We start from the raw sequence: 16,785 nt of genomic DNA, 5'->3' as shown, positions 1-16,785 counted from the left end.
GTGGCTGCAGTCACACTAGCCATTCGGTTTACATGACGTCAATGAAACGAACATCAAGAAAAAATACTGGTCTGACAGTTGCCTGAACACGCGATGTGCACGTGCTGACGCGGTACGACGTCGTCCGTGACGCGCTCGCCGACTGGGAGTCGTTCTCCTCGGCCTCGATCGTCTTCAACCCGATGACCAACACGGCGCCGGCAGGCACCTCGCTCGCGTCCGATCCGCCGGTGGACACCCAACTGCGCGCCACGCTCACCGAGAACCTTTCGCCGCGTGCGCTGCGGGGCGCGAAGGGGCGGATCGAGGCGAAGGCGGACGCTTTGGTCGCGGAGCTCGTCGAGAGGGGCCCCTTCGAGGCGATCGACGCCCTCGCCCGGGCGTTCCCGCCGGAGGTCGTCGCGGACCTGATCGGCTTCACGGGCCAGGTGCGCGACAACATGCTCCGCTGGGCACAGGCCGCCATGCAGGTCATCGGTCCGATGAACCGGCGTACGAGCGAGAGCTTCCCGATCACCGGCGAGCTCTACAGCTGGTGCTCCCAGGTCGGTGTCACCGATCTGGCGGAAGGGGCCGTCGCCGCCGCGTCATCTTCGATGTCGAGGCGCGCGCCGACATTCCGCCGGCACCCGACACGCCACCGGAGTCGAGCGCCCGCGACCTCCTGACCACGCAGCCGCACGTTGTCGTCGACACCGACCGGCGGGTCTTCCCGTATTCGCTGCTCGAGGAAGAGGGAATCGCCTACCGCACCGGTCTGTTGATCTCCGACTTCCTGCTCGTGCCTTACCTGGTCGCACGCGCCGGCGGCGTCGCGCTCCTGCGCCACCAGATCGCCGCCGCCATGCGGAAGCGCTCTGATCTGCGGATCGAGGAGTTCCCCTTCCCGCTCCCCGGGCTGGGGATCGACATGGCCCGGAACCCCGGACTGGCCGACCGGCACTTCATCGAGTGGCTCCGGGCACCGCTGTTCGACGCCGCCGCGTGCCTCTGACGCGCGAACCGGGCCGGGTCAGGTGAGCAGTGCCACCCAGCTGGCACCGAGCTCCTCGATCATCTGCTCATGCGTGAGCTTCCAGTCGACGCGGTGCCAGTTCTGGGCGACGAAGTCGAGCTGTGCCATCGCGAGAACGCCCCGGAAGTGGCGCTGATGGGACTCGAACCGCCCCGCCGCAGTGAGTCCGTCCTCGATGTCGCCGATGGCCTCCTCCATCCAGCGCTCGACCAGGTCGGTGAGCTCCGGCTCGATCACCGCGGCATCACGGCCGAGACGGATGATCGGGTAGATGGCCGGCCAGCTTTCGGTGGTCCGCCGCAGCCACGCCATGATCCCCTCGGGGGTGCCGTCGCAGACGGTGGCGACGAGGTCCTGGGCGGTGGAACCGTGCTCGGGCGAGCGGACGCGCTGCAGCACCGCGTTGAGCTGCTCGTCGATGAGTGCCTTCATCAGCTCGCTGCGGGAGGAGAAGTACGCGTAGAAGGTCACTCGCGTGGTGCCCGCCGCGGTCGCGATGTCATCGACCGTGGTGGTGGCGTATCCCTTCGCCTTGAACAGTTCCAGCCCCGACTCCAGCAGCAGACGGCGTGTCATCTGCTTCTGTGCCTCACGAAGGTTCGCCATGCCTGGATCCTACGCGTCGCTGTACGCCGAGTACACATGCCGACTTCTTGCGATACACCCAGCACTGATCCCTTACAGTTCGTAAGCCAATGTGTCCCGCAGACCCTGGTGGCCTGCGGGACCGGCGTTCACACGAGCAGGCCGGCGGGGCGGACACCGGCCGGCGCTCCGTTGAACCCGCCGAGGGGGGCCGACCGCCGTGTACAGGAAGGCTTCGGTCACTTCACGACACCTCCCGCACCAGCATCGGTGCCCGAGCCCCCGATGCCGGCCGGTGCGGGCGCTCCCGCCGCGTTTGCACCCCCGAGCCGGGCCGAGGAGAGCGGGATCGGCGTGAACATCGCGGGTTCCTCGTCGGGGTCCAGCGCGGTGGGGCCGTACACCCAGTCGGTGAAGGCGTAGTCGTCGGCGTCCCTGCCGCGCATGATCTCGTTGCGTTGCAGCCGCTTCTCGCCGTCCAGGTGCCAGAGGTGGCCCCACGCACGGGCGGTGGACTGCACCCGGCGGCAGTGCTCGACGCGGACGGCCTCATAGGAGGCGAGCACGGCGTCCCAGTCCGGCGCTCCGGCGGCCCGGCCGGACTGGCGGGCGACGTGCTGGGCGAAGACCCAGCCGTCCTCGATCGCCATGATCGCGCCCTGCGCCATGTACTGCAGCGGCGGATGGGCGGCGTCGCCGAGCAGCGCGATCCGGCCGTGCACCCACGTCTCGACCGGGTCCCGGTCGAGCATCTGCCACCACCGGTCCCGCCACATCAGTGGAATGCCCTTGCGCACGGTGTCGCAGGTGGCGGCGAAGGCGGCGTCCAGTTCGTCGGGCGTACCCCAGTCGTTCTTACCGGCCAGCGCCTTCGGCGACTCGAACACGGCGACCTGGTTGAACATGTCGCCGCCGCGCAGGGCGTACTGCACGAAGTGGCAGCGCGGGCCGACGTACACGGTGACGTCCTTCTCCGCGACGCCGTTGTCGCGCACCGTGCCGATCGGGACGGCTGCGCGATAGGCGACGTAGTCGGAGCTGACCACCTCGTCGCCGACCAGTTTCCGCCGGGCCACGGAGTGCAGCCCGTCGGCGGCGATGACCACCGGCGCCTCCTCGGACCGGCCGTTCTCCAGGCGGATCCGGGCGCCGTCGTCGGTGTGCTCGTAGTCGACCACCGTCTGATCCGTCAGCAGCTCCACACCGGACCGCTGACAGGCGCGCAGGAAGATTCCGTGCAGGTCGCTGCGGTGGATCACCATGTACGGGAATCCGTAGCGCCGCTCCAGGTCGCGCAGGTCGAGCCGGGTGAGCTCGCGGGAGTCCAGGGCATCGCGCATCACCATGTTCTCCGGCAGCACCCCCAGCTCCTTGGCTTCGTCGAGGAGGCCGTACTCGGCGAGGATGCGGGTGCAGTTGGGCGCGATCTGGATGCCGGCTCCGACCTCGCCGAATTCCTTGGCCCGTTCGAGAACGCGTACGCGCATCCCCTGCCGGGAAAGGGCGAAGGCGGAGCTCAGGCCGCCGATGCCGCCTCCGACGATGATCACGTCGGGTTCGCCACCGGCGGGCGGTACCTCGGGTGGCACGGGGATCGCAGGGTTCATCGTGTCTTCCTCGAATCGCAGGAGTCGTCGACCGGCGGGAGCCGTTGCCTGGTGGAGTCACCACGTGGCGGGAGTCCGTCGCACGGCCGGACGGCGGGAGCTTCGGGGGCCGGCCGGGCGGCTGTGGGCAGCCGTCGGAGGCCGTCCACAGCCGGTTCCGGTCCCGTCGGGCGCTCAGAGCCAGCGGGGCAGGGCAGGCGCCGGTCCGGCGCCGGGGGTGGTGAGGGTGTGCGTGCGCCCGGTGAGATAGGCCGTGATCTCGTGGAGGGGACCGGCGATCCCGGTCGGGCCGCCCTCCCCGGCGAGCTTCCGGACGGCCCCCGTGTCGGTCTCCTCCAGAAGCAGCGCCGGGCCGCGCTCCTTGGTCCGCTTGGCCATCACGTCGTCACAGAGCGCGGCGAGGAAGCCGGCCGGCAGGTCGGCGAAGGTCAGGCCGGTACCCAGGTCGATCGCGTGGACGCACACCTCACGGGAGCGCATCCAGGGCAGTTCGGTGGCGGGCACGGTGCGGCCCTGTGCCGTCACGACCGGGGATCGCCACTGCTCGTCGCTGAGGGATGCCGTCGCCGCCGTCAGCTCCTCCGCGGAGCGGCGGAGCCATCCCGTCAGTTCCGCTGCCGGCATCGCGGCCCCCCGTTCGATACCGGCGGCGCGCTCCTCGGGTGAGGAGTACATCGGGGTGCGACGGCCGGTGGCAGCCCAGTGGACGAGGTTGCCCAGGGCGTCGGCGTTGGCTGCGATATGCGCGACCAGATGCTTACGGGTCCAGCCGGGAAGTGCGCTGGGTGCGTCCAGCTCCGCGTCGGCGAGATCTGCCGCCTGCACGAACAGGGTGGTGCCGAGCTGTGCCCAGCTGCGAGCGTCCTCGAAGGTACGGTCCATCAGGCGGACTTCTCCTTGACGACACGGTTCTCCAGGCGTCCGAGGCCGTCGATCTCGGCGACGACCGTCTCGCCGCCGACCAGGTAACGCCCCGGCTTGCGGGCGTGCCCGACACCGCCGGGGGTACCGGTGGCGATGATGTCACCGGGGTTGAGGCGCGTGATCGTCGAGACGTACTCCACAAGCGCGACCGGGTCGAAGAGCAGATCGGCCGTGGAGTCGGACTGCATCACCTCACCGTCCACGGTCAGCCGGACACCGAGCGCGGGGCGGACGCCGCCCGGCAGCTCGTCGGGGGTGACCAGCCAGGGGCCGACAGGCGTGGTGGAGTCCCACATCTTGCCCTGCAGCCACTCGCGGGTACGGAACTGCCAGTCCCGGCACGTGATGTCGTTGAGCACGGTGAACCCGGCGATGGCCTGCTCGGCCGCCTCGCCCCGGGCGCGGCGCACCCGCTTGCCGACGACCACCGCGAGCTCCACCTCCCAGTCGAACTGGTGCGTCTCGTCCGGCCGGACGATGTCGTCCCCGGCACCGATCAGCGCATCGGCGAACTTGGCGAACAGAGTCGGGTGCTCGGGCAGCTCCCGGCCCATCTCCTTGATGTGGTTGCGGTAGTTGAGTCCGACGCAGACCACTTTCGAGGGCTGCGGGACCACGGGCGCGTACTCGGCGCCGTCGGCGCCGTACGTCCTGGCGTCGCCGGCGGTGGCGGCGGCCGCGCGCTCGGACCAGTCGTCCTGGCCCAGCAGGGTCCCGACGTCGGTGGCGCCGAGATCGACCAGGACGTCGCCGTCGATCCGGACGGCCCTGGTGGTGGTGCCTGTGCGGAGAGTGGCGAGTTTCATCGGGTGGTTCCTTCCACGTGGGTGCGGTTGAGCCGGAGCGCCTCGAAGATCGGGGAGTCGCTGAAGCGGAACAGGTCCAGGGCGCCGGAGTCCGAGTCGGAGGAGTCCGCCTCGGAGCGCACGGACAGCGGCTGCCAGGACGGGACGACGAACAGGTCGCCACGCGTCACGGACCACGACTTCTCGCCGACGGTGACGGTGCCGGAACCGTCGAAGACCTGGTAGACCGACGAACCGGTCTCACGTACCGGGGCGGTCTCGGCGCCGCGCGCGACGCGGTGCATCTCGGCGCGGATGGTGGGCAGCACGTCGGCGCCGGTGGCCGGGTCGGTGAACCGGACGGCGGCGTGGCCGGGCTCGACCGTGCCGGCGAAGCCCTCTGTCTCCAGGGCCAGTTGGTCGCCGAGGGCACGGTCGGTGTGCTCCCAGCGGTACGCCGGCAGGGGCGAGCCGACGCCGGGGGCGGCGGCCGAGACCGGACGCAGACCGGGATGTCCCCAGAGGCGTTCGGCGCGCGAACGGTCAGGGGTGGTGCGCTCGGCCTCGCTGACCGCGTCGCGGCCGAACTCGAAGAACTGGGTCTCGTTGGCGTACTGGAACGGGATGTCGAGACCGTCGATCCACGCCATCGGCTCGGTGGTGGCGTTGTGGTGCGCGTGCATGTTCCACCCGGCCTGCGGCAGGAAGTCGCCACGCCTCATGGCCACCGGGTCACCGCCGACGACCGTCCACACGCCCTCCCCCTCGACGACGAACCGGAACGCGTGCTGGGTGTGGCGGTGCTCCGGTGCGTCCTCCCCGGGCATGAGGTACTGGATGGCGGCCCACAACGTGGGTGTGGCGAACGGCCTGCCTCCCAGCGAGGGATTGGCCAGTGCGATGGCGCGGCGCTCACCGCCGCGGCCGACCGGGACGATCTCGCCGGCCCGCGCCGCGAGCGCCCGAAGCTGTTCCCAGCGCCATACGTGCGGGACGGCGCGTGAGTGCGGATGCGTCGGCATCAGGTCGCCGATCTCGGTCCACAGCGGGACGAGGAGTTCCTGTTCGAAGCCCCGGTACAGCTCTTCGAGCGCCGGGGTGACGTCGGGCTGGCCCACTGCGGAAACAGCCCGCAGACGGACGGGGGAGCCCGTAGCGATGTCTTGGGTGAGGGAGGACTGAGTCACGGACCACAGCGTGCGCCAGGTTCGGACTGCGGACATGTAGATTCTGGAGAGCAGAACACGCAGCCGGAACACCAGGCCCGAGACCGCGCCGGGAGGCACCGTGGACAAGCCGCTCAAGACGCCGCCCCCGTACCCCGTCGCGAGCGTTGACCATGCCCTGAGGGCGGCGACCATGCTCCAGCTGGAGGGCTCGGCGACCGTCTCGCAGATCGCCGAGCGGCTCGGGGTCGCCCGCTCCACCGCCCACCGGCTCCTGGCGATGCTCGTCTACCGGGACTTCGCGGTAAGGGACGAGAACCGGGTCTACCGGGCGGGCCCCGTCCTCGAACTGGCCGCGCATTCGCAGTCGCAGGTGTCCCGGCTGCGAGCGGTCTCACTGCCCCACCTGCACCGGCTGGTCGGTCTGCTGGACGAGACGGCGAACCTCACGATCCGTACCGGGGACACGGCGCGGTTCATCGCCAGCGTCGAGAGCGGGCAGGCGCTGCGGGTGGGCTCGCGGGAGGGAATGGTGTTCTCGGCGCACCGCACGACCGCCGGCTTGCTCCTGCTCTCGGAGCTCGGCGACGACGAGCTGGCGGAGATCTACTCCGCTGCCCGCTACCGGGACCGGCCCGCGGACCGCCCGGACCTCACGCACCTGCGGGTCGAGCTGGACCGCGTCGCCCGTAACGGGTTCGCCGTGAACCAGGAGCGTTCCGAGCGCGGGCTCGTCGCCGTGGGGGTGCCGGTCCGCGACCGGGAAGGGACGGCTCAGGCGGGCCTGTCGGTGTCGATGCCCAGCGTGCGCTACGACTCCCGCTCGCTCCGGTCGCTCGTCGCGACCCTCAGCGCCGCAGCGCGCGCGGTGGAGACAGACCTGGCCGCGGCGTACTGATCCGGCCCGACCTGACCGGACACCGCACCTTACGTGTTGAGTATTTACCTTAAGTCGCGAACATTTCATTGACACGTCGTAAAGCAAAGTGACATTCTCCACGTCAACGCGCCGGATGCGAGTCATGCCTTACCCCCTCCACCTCGGGCACGGCACCAGTTCGCTCCACCGGTCCCTACCCGACAGACCCGCAGCGCTCGACAAGAACCCCGTCGGCGTGCCCGGGCCGAGGTCCCGGCGTGAACGGTGAGCGACCCCAGCCCTCACCGCCCCCCACTCCTCCTCTCCCCCTCGCTCCGGCAGTCGGCCGGAGCCCGTCCCAGCCGACGGCGGGGCATTCACCCTTCCCAGCCAGGGAGAAGCAATGACGCTCAACAACGGGACAGCGACGTCCCAGGGCCCAACCGCGGGGGCCGCCCGGAAGCCGGGCTACGCGGGAACGCTGGCTGCCACCAGCTGCGCGGTGTTCGTGGCGCAGGTCGCCAACGCACTGCCGGCCTCCCTCAACGGCCTCTTCCAGGAGGACTTGAACACCCACGGCTCACAACTGACCTGGATCACCTCGGCCTTCATGATCGCCGTGGTCTGCTTCGAGTTCACCTTCGGCGTGCTCGGCGACCGTCTCGGCCGGAAGAAGCTGATCACCGCGGGCGCTGCCCTCATCGTCATCGGGAGCGCCGTGGCCGCGGTCGCCCCCAGCGTGCACGTCCTCTGGGTCGGTGCCGCGATCAACGGCCTGGGCGCCGGCGCCCTGTTCCCCGGATCACTCACCATGCTCGCGTCCGTCACGCGCAACTCCCGGGAACGGGCCCATGCCGTCGCGCTGTGGAGCGGGTTCCTGTCCGCCGGCGCGGCCCTCTCCCCTCTCCTGGGCGGGGCGTTCGCCAAGGTCGGCTCCTGGCGAGGCTCCTTCTGGGTGCTCGTCGCGCTCGCTCTGCTGAGCATGGTGCTCACCCTTTCGCTGACGTCGGAGTCCAAGTCGGCCAAGGGGCGCGAGTTCGACGTCCCGGGCCAGATCACCTTCGCGATCGGTCTCATCCTGGTGCTGTACGCCGCCGTCGAAGGGCCCGAGGCGGGGTGGACGACCCTCCCCGTCATCCTGGCCGGCATGCTCGGCCTCTGCTTCCTCGCAGGCTTCGTCCTGGTCGAAGTAGGCGCCGAATCCCCGATCTTCGACCTGACGCTGTTCAGGAACCGGGCCTTCACGGTGTCGTCCGTCGTCGCAGTGATCGGCATGCTGGCGTTCCTGGGCGCGTGCTTCGCCACGAGCATGTGGCTCGGCCCGATTCAGCACCAGGACCCGCTGCGCGTCGCCGTACCGTTCCTGCTGCTCCAGGGGCCCGCGTTCGTCCTGATCCCGGTCGTCTCACGGCTGCTGCACCGGATCTCCCCTGCCTGGCTGCTGACTTCGGGCTTCGTCCTCATGGCCGTCGGCTGCCTGCTGTGCACCCGGCTTGATGTCACCGACCTCGACCTGAGCGCCTTCGTCGTACCCGACCTGCTGATCGGCATCGGCTTCGCGCTGTGCGTCAGCTCGGTGACGGCCGTCGCGCTGGACAGCGTGCCCCCGCAGTTGGCCGGCATGGCGAGCGCCACGACCAACATGCTCCGCGACCTCGGCTTCGCGCTGGGCCCGGTCGTCGTCGGCGCGGTAGCCCTGAGCAAGGCGGCGACGGCGTTCTCCTCCGGCCTCGGCGGGGCGGGGCTTCCGGCGGAACACCTCGGGGCCGCACGCGGGATCGCCGCGGAGGGAGGGCCGATCGCCGTGAACAGCCTGCCGCCCGGCACCCCGGGGTCGGCGGCGCACGACCTCGCCCTCGACGCTCTGGGCAGCGGCTTCAGCAACGCCTTCCTGATCTGCGGCGCAGCCGCTGCCGTGGCCGCGGTCCTGACCTCGGTCGGCATGATCGGCCTCCGGCCCCACCGCTCCCCCGCCCAGCCCCCGGCGGCCGAGTCGTCCGCCACCGAGCGGGGCGGCGCGCCGGAAATCGCCGCGAGGTAGTCAGGCGCTCCGATCGGGCCGGGTCTCCAGCACCTTCCGGACGCCTGGCCCCGTGGCTTCGCGGCCCGCCCGTTCCGCCTGAGGACCCGGGTCCTGATCCGAATCGACAGTCCCGCTCACTCCTCCGGAGCCTCGACGGTCTTTCCGCTCCTGCCGACGGTGTGACTCTGCCAGTAGACGTCCCACTTGTCGTCCACGTGCTCGGGCACCTTGCCCTCCGGATAGTGCGTGTAGCCCACCGGGGCGCATCGCCCTTGGGGACGCAGGCACTGCCGGTGGAACCCGCCTTCAGCACCGGATACTCACCGCCGCCGCAGCTCGCGTCCTCCATCGAGCAGCCGGTGACGACGAACGCCGGCGACGCGCGCCGCGCAGTCGGACCCCGGCCCCCACATGGCGTCGTGCTGCCGGAATCTACGTGGCGGGTGTCACTGGGTCTGCCCTAGGCTGCCGGTTCACGAGCCGCCGGCGGGCCTTCCAACGAATCGGAGTCGCACGGGTAATGACCTCTCAACTGTTCGCGGTCTGCTTCGATGCGAGCCGGCCGCTGCGCCTCGCACAGTTCTGGTCCGGGCTCCTCGGCTGGGCGCCGGCCGGCGTTCCGGATGGGGATGCGGCCGAGATCCTGCCGATCGATGACACCGGGTTCCGGATCCGGTTTGTGCAAAGCCAGGCAGAGAAGACCGGCCAGAACCGGCTGCACTTCGACCTGACGAGTACGTCTCCGGAGGACCAGCAACAGACCGTGGCCAGGGGGGTGGGGCTCGGCGCACAGCACATCGACGTCGGCCAACGCCCCGAAGACGGGCACGTGGTGCTCGCCGACCCCGAGGGCAACGAGTTCTGCGTCATCGAGCCCGGCAACAGCTTCCTTGCCGAATGCGGCTTCATCGGAGCGCTGGCCTGCGACGGCTCGCAAGAGGTCGGGTACTTCTGGAGCAAGGCGCTGGGATGGCCACTGGTCTGGGATCAGGACCAGGAGACCGCGATCCGCTCACCGCACGGTGGTCCGAAGATCACGTGGGGTGGTCCCCCGCTGATGCCGAGGACGGGCAGAAACCGGCTGCACTTCGAACTCGCCCCGCCTGTCCACGGCGATCGGCAGGCGGAGATCGAGCGTCTGCTTTCCCTCGGGGCGTCTCGAATCGGCTCAGGCGGCGGCGATGAACACCGAGTCGCGATGCTCGATCCCGACGGCAACGAGTTCTGTGTGCTGACGCCCGGATAGGTGTAGGGACCGGCGTACAGGGACCGCCCTGTAGGGGACCGGCGCCGTTCACTCGGTTCCCGATCCGGCAGGACACTCGCCGCCTCTGCACGTGCCGGTCGTGCCGGTCGTGCCGGTCGTGCCGGTCGTGCCGGTCGTGCCTGAATACCGCGATGGATCGCGGACCGCCGTACGTCGACGACTTCGACCTGCTTCCCCGGCGAAACGTCTGCAACTCCGCGCTGCCGGTTGATAGTTCGGCGCAACCGGCCGACGGCGTCCAGGACGCCATTGACAAGCGGGGGCAGTTCCCGGCCAGGGTCCTGCTCGTCGCACCGGAGCGGCGGAGGTCTCATCCTGCCTCTCCGGGAATATCCCTCCGCACCAGTGCGGTTGGGTGCGATGCCACGGCCGGTGTACAGCACTCCGGCGAGTGAACGTCCATGCCCTTGCACGAACGAGGAAGAGCGGTGATCACGCGATGAAGGCGGTGCGGTTCCACGAGTACGGCGGGATCGATGTGCTGCGGGTGGAGGACGTCGAGCGCCCCGGGCCCGGCCCGGGGCAGTTGCTGGTCGAGGTCCGCGCAGCCGGGATCCAGCCCGGCGAGACGCATATCCGCGCGGGCGGCCTGCACGAACGCTGGCCGGCTACGTTCCCCTCCGGGCAGGGCAGCGACCTGGCCGGCGTCGTGGTGGAGACCGGTGCGCACGTGCGAGGCTTCGCGGTGGGCGACGAGGTGCTGGGCTTCACCCATCGAAGGGCCAGCCACGCGCAGTTCGTCGTCGTCGACGACGTGAACGTGGTCTCCCTTCCCCAGGGACTGCCCTGGGACGTGGCGGGGTCGTTGTACGTGGCCGGCACGACCGCGTACGCGACCGTGTTCGCTGTGGACCCCGGGCCGGCCGACACGGTCGTCGTGTCCGGGGCGGCGGGCGGCGTCGGGTCTCTTGCCGTGCAGCTCGGGAGGCGGCGCGGCGCCACGGTGATCGGGCTGGCGAGCGAGCGGAACCACGCCTGGCTGAAGGACCGGGGCGTCGTCCCGGTCACGTACGGGGAGGGTGTGGCCGACCGGATCCGGCAGGCCTCCGGCGGGAGCGTCGACGCGTTCATCGACACGTTCGGGGACGGCTACGTGGAGCTGGCCGTGGAGTTGGGTGTCCGGCCCGAACGGATCAACACGATCCGCGACTGGCAGGCAGCGGCCGGAGTCGGAGCGGGAACCTACGGAGAGGGTGCGGCCGCGTGTGCGGTCGTGCTCGGCCAACTGGCCCGGCTTGCCGCGCGCGGGGAGCTCGAAGTGCCGATCGCCGGCACCTTCCCGCTGGAGCAGGTGCAGGACGCGTTCCGCGAGCTGGAAAGGCAGCACACCCACGGAAAGATCGTGCTCCGGCCGTAGCCGTCGGCCGCCCCGGGCCCGCCGTTGTGCGGGCAGCACGCCCGTCGGCACAGCGTCCCAGCCGGCGGGCGGGCGCCTTGCGCATCAGGCATGCGGACGAGCCGGTCGCGAGTGCGGCGGCCATGGAACCGCCAGCCGGCGCTGAACGCCAGACAGGACCCGCGGCTTCGCCATCAGGCGAAAACCGGAGACTGTCCGACCACACTCCGGCGCCACAACGGTCAGGCTCGGCTCGCTGACCCGACCCGTGACTTCACCTACGTCACGGACATGGCGGCGGGCTTCCTCGCCATGGCGGACTGCGGCCGGGCCCTGGGCGAATCCGTCAACCTCGGCACCGGCCGCGAGATCTCCGTCGGTGACCTGGCGGCCGCACTGATCACCGCCTCGGGCCGGGACGCCGGGGTGGTCGCGGACCCGGCCGGCTGCGGACCAGCGGCGGTGAGGTGGAGCGGCTGCTCTCCGACAACAGCCGCGCCCGGTCGCTGGAGGACCGGGTGCCGCTGGTCACCGCGTACTGGCGAACGAACTTGACGATGCGGCAACTGGCCCCGCTGTTCGCGGTGCCGAAGTCGGCCGCAGACCGGGTGACCGGCGACATCGGCCCGAGGCTCGCACTGCATCCCCGCCAGCGGTTCGCCAAGGACGCGGTGCTGATCGTGGACGGCACCCTGGTGCCCACCCGGGACCACAAGGTCGCCGAGCAGCCGAAGAACTCCCGCTACTCCACCGACCACCAGGTAGTCATCGACGCCGACACCCGCCTGGTCGTGGTGGTCGGCCTGCCGCTGCCGGGCAATCGCAACGACTGCCGGGCCTGGGCGGAGTCCGGCGCCAAGGCCGCAGTCGGCAACACGATGACCATCGCCGATGGCGGCTACCCAGGAACCGGGCTCCTGATGCCGCACCGCCGCCGCAAGGGAGAGGATCTCCCCCACTGGAAACAGGCCCACAACAATTCCCACAAGCAGGTCCGCGCCCGCGTCGAGCATGCCTTCGCCCGTATGAAGACCTGGAGGATCCTGCGCGACTGCCGCCTGAGAGGCGACGGCGTGCGCCACGCAATGCACGGCGTCGCCCACCTGCACAACCTCGCCCTCACGGGATAACCCCCGCCGCATGCGGACCTGAGAGGGTCCAGGGAAGACAGCTCCCCACCTCGCAGTCCCGGAGGAGACTCAGTCGAGGCAGAACTCGTTGCCCTCGATGTCCTGCATCGTGATGCACGACTCGTTGACGCCATCGGCGCGCTGCGTCAGCACGTGCTTCGCGCCGAGCGCCATCAGCCGTGCGCATTCAGCCTCGAGTGTGGCCAGGCGCTCGTCACCCACGAGCCCGGCGCCGGCCCGCACACAGAGATGCACCCGGTTCTTGACGACCTTGCCTTCGGGAACTCGCTGGAAGAGCAGGCGCGGGGCCACACCCGAGGGATCAGTACACGCGAAGTAGATCTCGTCCTCGGGCGGCAGCGAGCGGTGGTACTCCTCCCACGTGGCAAAACCCTCCGGGACCGCCGGTACGACGTACCCCAGCACCTCACACCAGAAGGCGGCGAGGCGCGCAGGTTCAGCGCAGTCGAAGGTCACTTGAAACTGCTTGATCGTTGACATCGGCGCACCGTACCAAGGGTGCTCTGCTGCGCTTTCCCCAGGTGGATCCCCATGCCGTCGAGATATCGGCCCAACCCCGACGAAACCTGGCCCGGATCGGATATCAGGTGATCAAACCGAACAGGTCACGCGAACGACGCAACCCTGGCGCGTAGCTGCGTGCCGAAGATCAGTTACGGGACAGCCCTTATCAGGTCTGATCCGCCGACCCGGAATCCGCGCGGCCGGCAGGCTCGTGTCGGCGTCCGTGCCGTCGCTGGAGAGGGCCTCGTGCCCCCTCCTGCGGCAGCGCGGACACCGACAGCCCTTGACGGGCATCGGGCCGGGGGAAAGGATGGCCGAAAATCTGACAACGTTGTCAACTCTCGAAGGGTCCTCCATGTCAAGCGATCCGAGCCGCTACGACCGGCGTAGGTTCATCCAACTTGCCGGTGTGGCAAGCTTCTTGGTTGCCAGTCCGCTTCCCTTCGCGGGTGAGTCAGCAGCTGCCGGGACATCCACGGCCGACACCGGCCGCCACCCCGCCGCCCCGGACCGGGACAGTGTCGCGGACACCTACTACCAGGTTCTGCTGACGCACACCCGTTGGGCGGAGACACAGTGGGACTCCGCCCTCGGCCATTACACGGCCAAGGATTTCGGCTTCGCGGTGGTACTCGGCAACGCTGTTCTGCTGACCCACGGTGATTACGACTCCGAGCGTGCCGGGATCGCCAAGGACGCTCTCCTGACCCGCACACTGGCCACCATCAAGCACTTCGCCGCCTCGAACCGCCTCACCGGCGGCAAGGAGTGGGGGCGCACGCTGTTCTTCGACACCACATTCCAGTTGTACTTCGTGCTCGCGGCCAAGCTGCTCTGGGAGAAGCTGGACGCCGGGACCCGGAAGAACGTCGACACGATCGTCGCGGAACAGGCCCGCTACACCACGGCGCTGGGTACCGATGACGACCCGGCGTCCGGTGACTGGACGCCCAACGGTCTCAAGGGGGGTCATGTCGGCGATACGAAGCTGGAGGAAATGGGCGTCTACGCGCAGTCACTGGCGCCCGGCCTCGCCTGGGCCACCGCCGACCCCGGCCATGCCGACTGGTCGGCGGCCTTCGGCCGCTGGAGCCGGAACGAAGCGGGCCTCCCCGCAGCGGACCTCGCCAATCCGGCCCTGGTCGACGGCGTGCCCGTGAACGCCAATACCGCGACGAACCTCTACGACTCGTTCATCGTCGAGAACCACAACTCCTTCGGGCCCCACTACCAGGCGGAGCTCTGGCGCACCTCCGGACGCAACGCGGCACACTTCATCACCGCCGGCCGGCCGATGCCTCAGGTCCTGACCGCGCAGCCGAACGCGACGCCGCTGTGGCGCACCCTCCGGATGGTCATGAGCGATTCGGGCGAGCCGCTGATGCCGATGGTGGCGGACCGCGAACACCTCTACGGACGCGATGTCATTCCGCTGGCCTTTTTGGCACAGGTGACCGGTGACCGCGGTGCCGCATGGGCGGAGGCGGCGATGGCGGAGCGGCTGGAGCCCTACCAGGCCTATGCCCCGGTGTACCGGCTCGCCAAGTTCTCCGGCGAGGCGAAGTACGAGCCGGAGGCCCGGGCCGAGATCGCCATCAGCTATCTGCTGCACAAGTGGCGCGCGGCGCACGGCGGCGTCGTGCAGCCGCTGTCCGGCCAGGAGTTCTTCGAGCGGGCGGAGGGAGTGAAGGACTTCTCCGACGGTCCGGGCCTGGTGGTCCAGCAGACCTCCGCCGCCTGGGCGGCCTCGGTGAGCAAGCCGGGCTTCGTCAAGTTCGCCTGGCAGCCGGCCCATGACGACTGGCTGTTCGCGCTGAGCGGCAACACCCCGATGTTCCTGCCCTCCTCCGGCAGCAAAGTGCTGCACCGTTCGGTCACGACGTACCGGAAGATACGGGACGGCCTCGACGCGACGGCCACCGTTCTCGAACTCGACTCCGGCTTCGCCGGGTTCACCACCCTGCCGTCCGGCGCGGTCGTCTACGCCACCAGCGGTACGGCAGCCGGCGAGGGGCACCTGCAGGTCCACAACCTGACCATGCCGGGACTCGCGGGTCTGGACGGCGGGCGCACATACACCGCGGCCGAGGGATCGGCCCGGGTCGATTCCGCGGACAGCGGCAACACCTCGGCCGGGCCCGGGCCGCGCGTCGACACACTGACGCTCCCCCGGGCCTCCTACCGTCACGTCCGGATGCAGGGGATCTCCGGCCATCCGCAGTACGGGTACTCGGTGTACACGTTCGCCGTCCGTGACGGCGCCGACGGCGCCGATCTCGCAAACGGCCGCGTCGCCACCGCTTCGTCGGCGGCCCCGGACAAGGGACCGGACCGCGCGGTGGACGGTGACGAAGCGACCCGCTGGGCCGTCTCCGTCGATGAACGGAACCGGCAGGACAGCTGGTTGAGCGTGGACCTCGGCAGCACCACGCCGTTCGACCACCTGACCCTGTCCTGGGAGTCCGCGGCCGGGTCCGTGTACCGGGTGCAGGGCTCCGACGACGGGGAGAAGTGGACGGAGCTGACCCGGTTCCCCGAGGCGGATCTCACCAGTCGCGGCGGCTGGCTCTCCGTGGACGGCAGGGCCGGACTGGTGGTCAGGGGCGCGGACAATCCGCTCGCCGTCTACGGCGATGTCGTGGTGCTGTCCGACGGACCGGCCGAGGCGCTGACCGTGGAGGGCCATCCGTCCGGCGATCCCGCGACGGTGCGGGCGGCAGCGTCCATGAAGGCGCCGCAGGCGGCGAGTTCCGCCGTCCGTGCCAGCACCGCCGGCGGGCACCTCAGCCTGTTCAATCTCTCGGCCGATCCCGTGACCACCGTGGTGTCCGTACCCGGGCAGGGTTCCGGCCTGCACCTCTACGCCGGATCGCAGACCGTGACCGACACCGGTACGGACTTCGCCGCCGAGCTGGGCGGGGCGACCGCAAGCATCGCCGCGGCGCGCTTCACCCTCCGCTCGACGTCGGGCAGGGAGGTCCCGCCGGGCGTCCGGGTGGAGGTGCTCGACGGCGCCACACTGCGCCTCACCGGACCGGCGTGCGATCTGGTCGTCACCGCGCCCAACGGCCGGAGTGCGAAGGTCCGGCTGCGCCGGGGCAGGACCGTCGAGGTCGCGGTACGGGGCACGGTCGCCCATCCGCTCGCCGACGCCGCGCTGGGCTGCGACACCTTCCCCAACGGCCCCTTCCCCACTGGGATGTCGGATCCCGCCGCCGCGGTGGACGGCAGCACGAAGACGTCATGGACGCCGGGAGCCGACCGTGCCCGGATGGTCGTGGACCTCGGCTCGGCGCTCCCGGTCGAGCGGGTTCTCGCGGAGTGGACCGGGGGCAGGGTGCCCCGGGCGACGGTCCGGTTCAGCACCGACGGCGTGACCTACCGGTCGGCGGGAACCCTGCGGACCCGCGGCGCCACCGGCAGTCTCCCGGCCCGCACCACCGCCCGCTATGTGGCGCTCGACGTGTCGGGCTGGAGCCACGGGCACGCACGGCTCAGGACGCTGTCCGTGATCCCCGAGTAGAACCACAGCATCCCCCACACCGCGCCGGGCACAGCAGAGG

13 protein-coding genes and 3 pseudogenes are annotated in these 16,785 nt (G+C 70.2%); 9 read left to right on the top strand and 7 right to left on the bottom strand.

The genetic code is table 11. The features are described 5' to 3' along the window. Positions 1-101: 101 nt before the first annotated feature. Together ACFVW8_RS22980 and ACFVW8_RS22975 are read left to right on the top strand one after the other, a co-directional pair. The gene (locus ACFVW8_RS22980) at positions 102-668 is read left to right on the top strand and encodes a hypothetical protein (protein WP_389692851.1); all 567 of its coding nucleotides are present in this window, start codon (positions 102-104) and stop codon (positions 666-668) included. Positions 669-760: 92 nt separating this feature from the next. Continuing rightward, positions 761-994, top strand: a complete 234-nt coding sequence (locus tag ACFVW8_RS22975; RefSeq protein WP_389692849.1) for a hypothetical protein — start codon at positions 761-763, stop codon at positions 992-994. A gap of 18 nt (positions 995-1,012) precedes the next feature. Here the strand turns inward: ACFVW8_RS22975 and ACFVW8_RS22970 are convergent, their stop codons facing one another. The 5 genes from ACFVW8_RS22970 to ACFVW8_RS22950 all read right to left on the bottom strand — a co-directional run bounded on the left by ACFVW8_RS22970 (position 1,013) and on the right by ACFVW8_RS22950 (position 6,103). Beyond that, positions 1,013-1,621: a TetR/AcrR family transcriptional regulator gene (locus ACFVW8_RS22970; protein ID WP_389692848.1), complete on the bottom strand. Its 609-nt coding sequence runs from the start codon at positions 1,619-1,621 to the stop codon at positions 1,013-1,015. A gap of 218 nt (positions 1,622-1,839) precedes the next feature. Then, entirely contained in the window at positions 1,840-3,207 is a 1,368-nt protein-coding gene (locus tag ACFVW8_RS22965) for an FAD-dependent oxidoreductase (protein WP_389692846.1), read from the bottom strand. Between the two features lie 174 nt (positions 3,208-3,381). Next, positions 3,382-4,089 carry a maleylpyruvate isomerase family mycothiol-dependent enzyme gene (locus ACFVW8_RS22960; RefSeq protein WP_389692844.1) on the bottom strand — a complete coding sequence of 236 codons (708 nt, stop codon included), beginning with the start codon at positions 4,087-4,089 and terminating at the stop codon, positions 3,382-3,384. Next, positions 4,089-4,937: a fumarylacetoacetate hydrolase family protein gene (locus tag ACFVW8_RS22955; protein WP_389692842.1), complete on the bottom strand. Its 849-nt coding sequence runs from the start codon at positions 4,935-4,937 to the stop codon at positions 4,089-4,091. The genes ACFVW8_RS22960 and ACFVW8_RS22955 overlap by 1 nt, the downstream gene beginning before the upstream one ends. Further along, positions 4,934-6,103: a cupin domain-containing protein gene (locus ACFVW8_RS22950; protein ID WP_389692840.1), complete on the bottom strand. Its 1,170-nt coding sequence runs from the start codon at positions 6,101-6,103 to the stop codon at positions 4,934-4,936. The genes ACFVW8_RS22955 and ACFVW8_RS22950 overlap by 4 nt, the downstream gene beginning before the upstream one ends. Before the next feature lie 100 nt (positions 6,104-6,203). Here ACFVW8_RS22950 and ACFVW8_RS22945 point away from each other — a divergent pair, with 100 nt between their 5' ends. Together ACFVW8_RS22945 and ACFVW8_RS22940 are read left to right on the top strand one after the other, a co-directional pair. Continuing rightward, entirely contained in the window at positions 6,204-6,980 is a 777-nt protein-coding gene (locus ACFVW8_RS22945) for an IclR family transcriptional regulator (RefSeq protein WP_389692838.1), read from the top strand. 364 nt (positions 6,981-7,344) lie between these two features. Beyond that, positions 7,345-8,982, top strand: coding sequence for an MFS transporter (locus ACFVW8_RS22940; protein ID WP_389692836.1), 1,638 nt, complete (start codon positions 7,345-7,347; stop codon positions 8,980-8,982). A 116-nt stretch (positions 8,983-9,098) separates the two neighbouring features. Here ACFVW8_RS22940 and ACFVW8_RS22935 read toward each other — a convergent pair. Beyond that, positions 9,099-9,337: pseudogene (locus tag ACFVW8_RS22935) on the bottom strand (SCO0607 family lipoprotein); the annotation flags it as partial. A 147-nt stretch (positions 9,338-9,484) separates the two neighbouring features. Between ACFVW8_RS22935 and ACFVW8_RS22930 the strand changes: the two are divergent. From ACFVW8_RS22930 to ACFVW8_RS22915, 4 genes and pseudogenes are all read left to right on the top strand, one after another. After that, a complete protein-coding gene (locus tag ACFVW8_RS22930) occupies positions 9,485-10,210 on the top strand; it encodes a VOC family protein (RefSeq protein ID WP_389692834.1) in 726 nt (241 codons plus the stop codon). A 460-nt stretch (positions 10,211-10,670) separates the two neighbouring features. Then, the gene (locus tag ACFVW8_RS22925) at positions 10,671-11,588 is read left to right on the top strand and encodes an NADP-dependent oxidoreductase (RefSeq protein WP_389692832.1); all 918 of its coding nucleotides are present in this window, start codon (positions 10,671-10,673) and stop codon (positions 11,586-11,588) included. A 202-nt stretch (positions 11,589-11,790) separates the two neighbouring features. Continuing rightward, positions 11,791-12,070 (top strand): annotated as a pseudogene (locus ACFVW8_RS22920) (NAD-dependent epimerase/dehydratase family protein); the annotation flags it as partial. Continuing rightward, positions 12,071-12,697: pseudogene (locus ACFVW8_RS22915) on the top strand (transposase); the annotation flags it as partial. A 69-nt stretch (positions 12,698-12,766) separates the two neighbouring features. Here ACFVW8_RS22915 and ACFVW8_RS22910 read toward each other — a convergent pair. After that, positions 12,767-13,198, bottom strand: a complete 432-nt coding sequence (locus tag ACFVW8_RS22910) for a VOC family protein (protein WP_389692830.1) — start codon at positions 13,196-13,198, stop codon at positions 12,767-12,769. A gap of 379 nt (positions 13,199-13,577) precedes the next feature. Between ACFVW8_RS22910 and ACFVW8_RS22905 the strand changes: the two genes are divergently transcribed. Beyond that, entirely contained in the window at positions 13,578-16,745 is a 3,168-nt protein-coding gene (locus ACFVW8_RS22905; RefSeq protein WP_389692828.1) for a discoidin domain-containing protein, read from the top strand. Positions 16,746-16,785: the final 40 nt, after the last annotated feature.

It is taken from the genome of Streptomyces sp. NPDC058221 (assembly GCF_042882365.1).
Classification (GTDB): domain Bacteria; phylum Actinomycetota; class Actinomycetes; order Streptomycetales; family Streptomycetaceae; genus Streptomyces.
The sequence above is the reverse complement of the archived record's forward strand: the minus strand, read 5'-3'. Positions and strand labels throughout refer to the sequence as shown.

Excerpts from the sequence above, each read along its gene's own strand:
- ACFVW8_RS22970 (WP_389692848.1), bottom strand. The coding sequence starts at position 1,621 with ATGGCGAACCTTCGTGAGGCACAGAAGCAGATGACACGCCGTCTGCTG.
- ACFVW8_RS22965 (WP_389692846.1), bottom strand. The coding sequence starts at position 3,207 with ATGAACCCTGCGATCCCCGTGCCACCCGAGGTACCGCCCGCCGGTGGC.
- ACFVW8_RS22960 (WP_389692844.1), bottom strand. The coding sequence starts at position 4,089 with ATGGACCGTACCTTCGAGGACGCTCGCAGCTGGGCACAGCTCGGCACC.
- ACFVW8_RS22955 (WP_389692842.1), bottom strand. The coding sequence starts at position 4,937 with ATGAAACTCGCCACTCTCCGCACAGGCACCACCACCAGGGCCGTCCGG.
- ACFVW8_RS22940 (WP_389692836.1), top strand. The coding sequence starts at position 7,345 with ATGACGCTCAACAACGGGACAGCGACGTCCCAGGGCCCAACCGCGGGG.
- ACFVW8_RS22930 (WP_389692834.1), top strand. The coding sequence starts at position 9,485 with ATGACCTCTCAACTGTTCGCGGTCTGCTTCGATGCGAGCCGGCCGCTG.
- ACFVW8_RS22925 (WP_389692832.1), top strand. The coding sequence starts at position 10,671 with ATGAAGGCGGTGCGGTTCCACGAGTACGGCGGGATCGATGTGCTGCGG.
- ACFVW8_RS22910 (WP_389692830.1), bottom strand. The coding sequence starts at position 13,198 with ATGTCAACGATCAAGCAGTTTCAAGTGACCTTCGACTGCGCTGAACCT.
- ACFVW8_RS22905 (WP_389692828.1), top strand. The coding sequence starts at position 13,578 with ATGTCAAGCGATCCGAGCCGCTACGACCGGCGTAGGTTCATCCAACTT.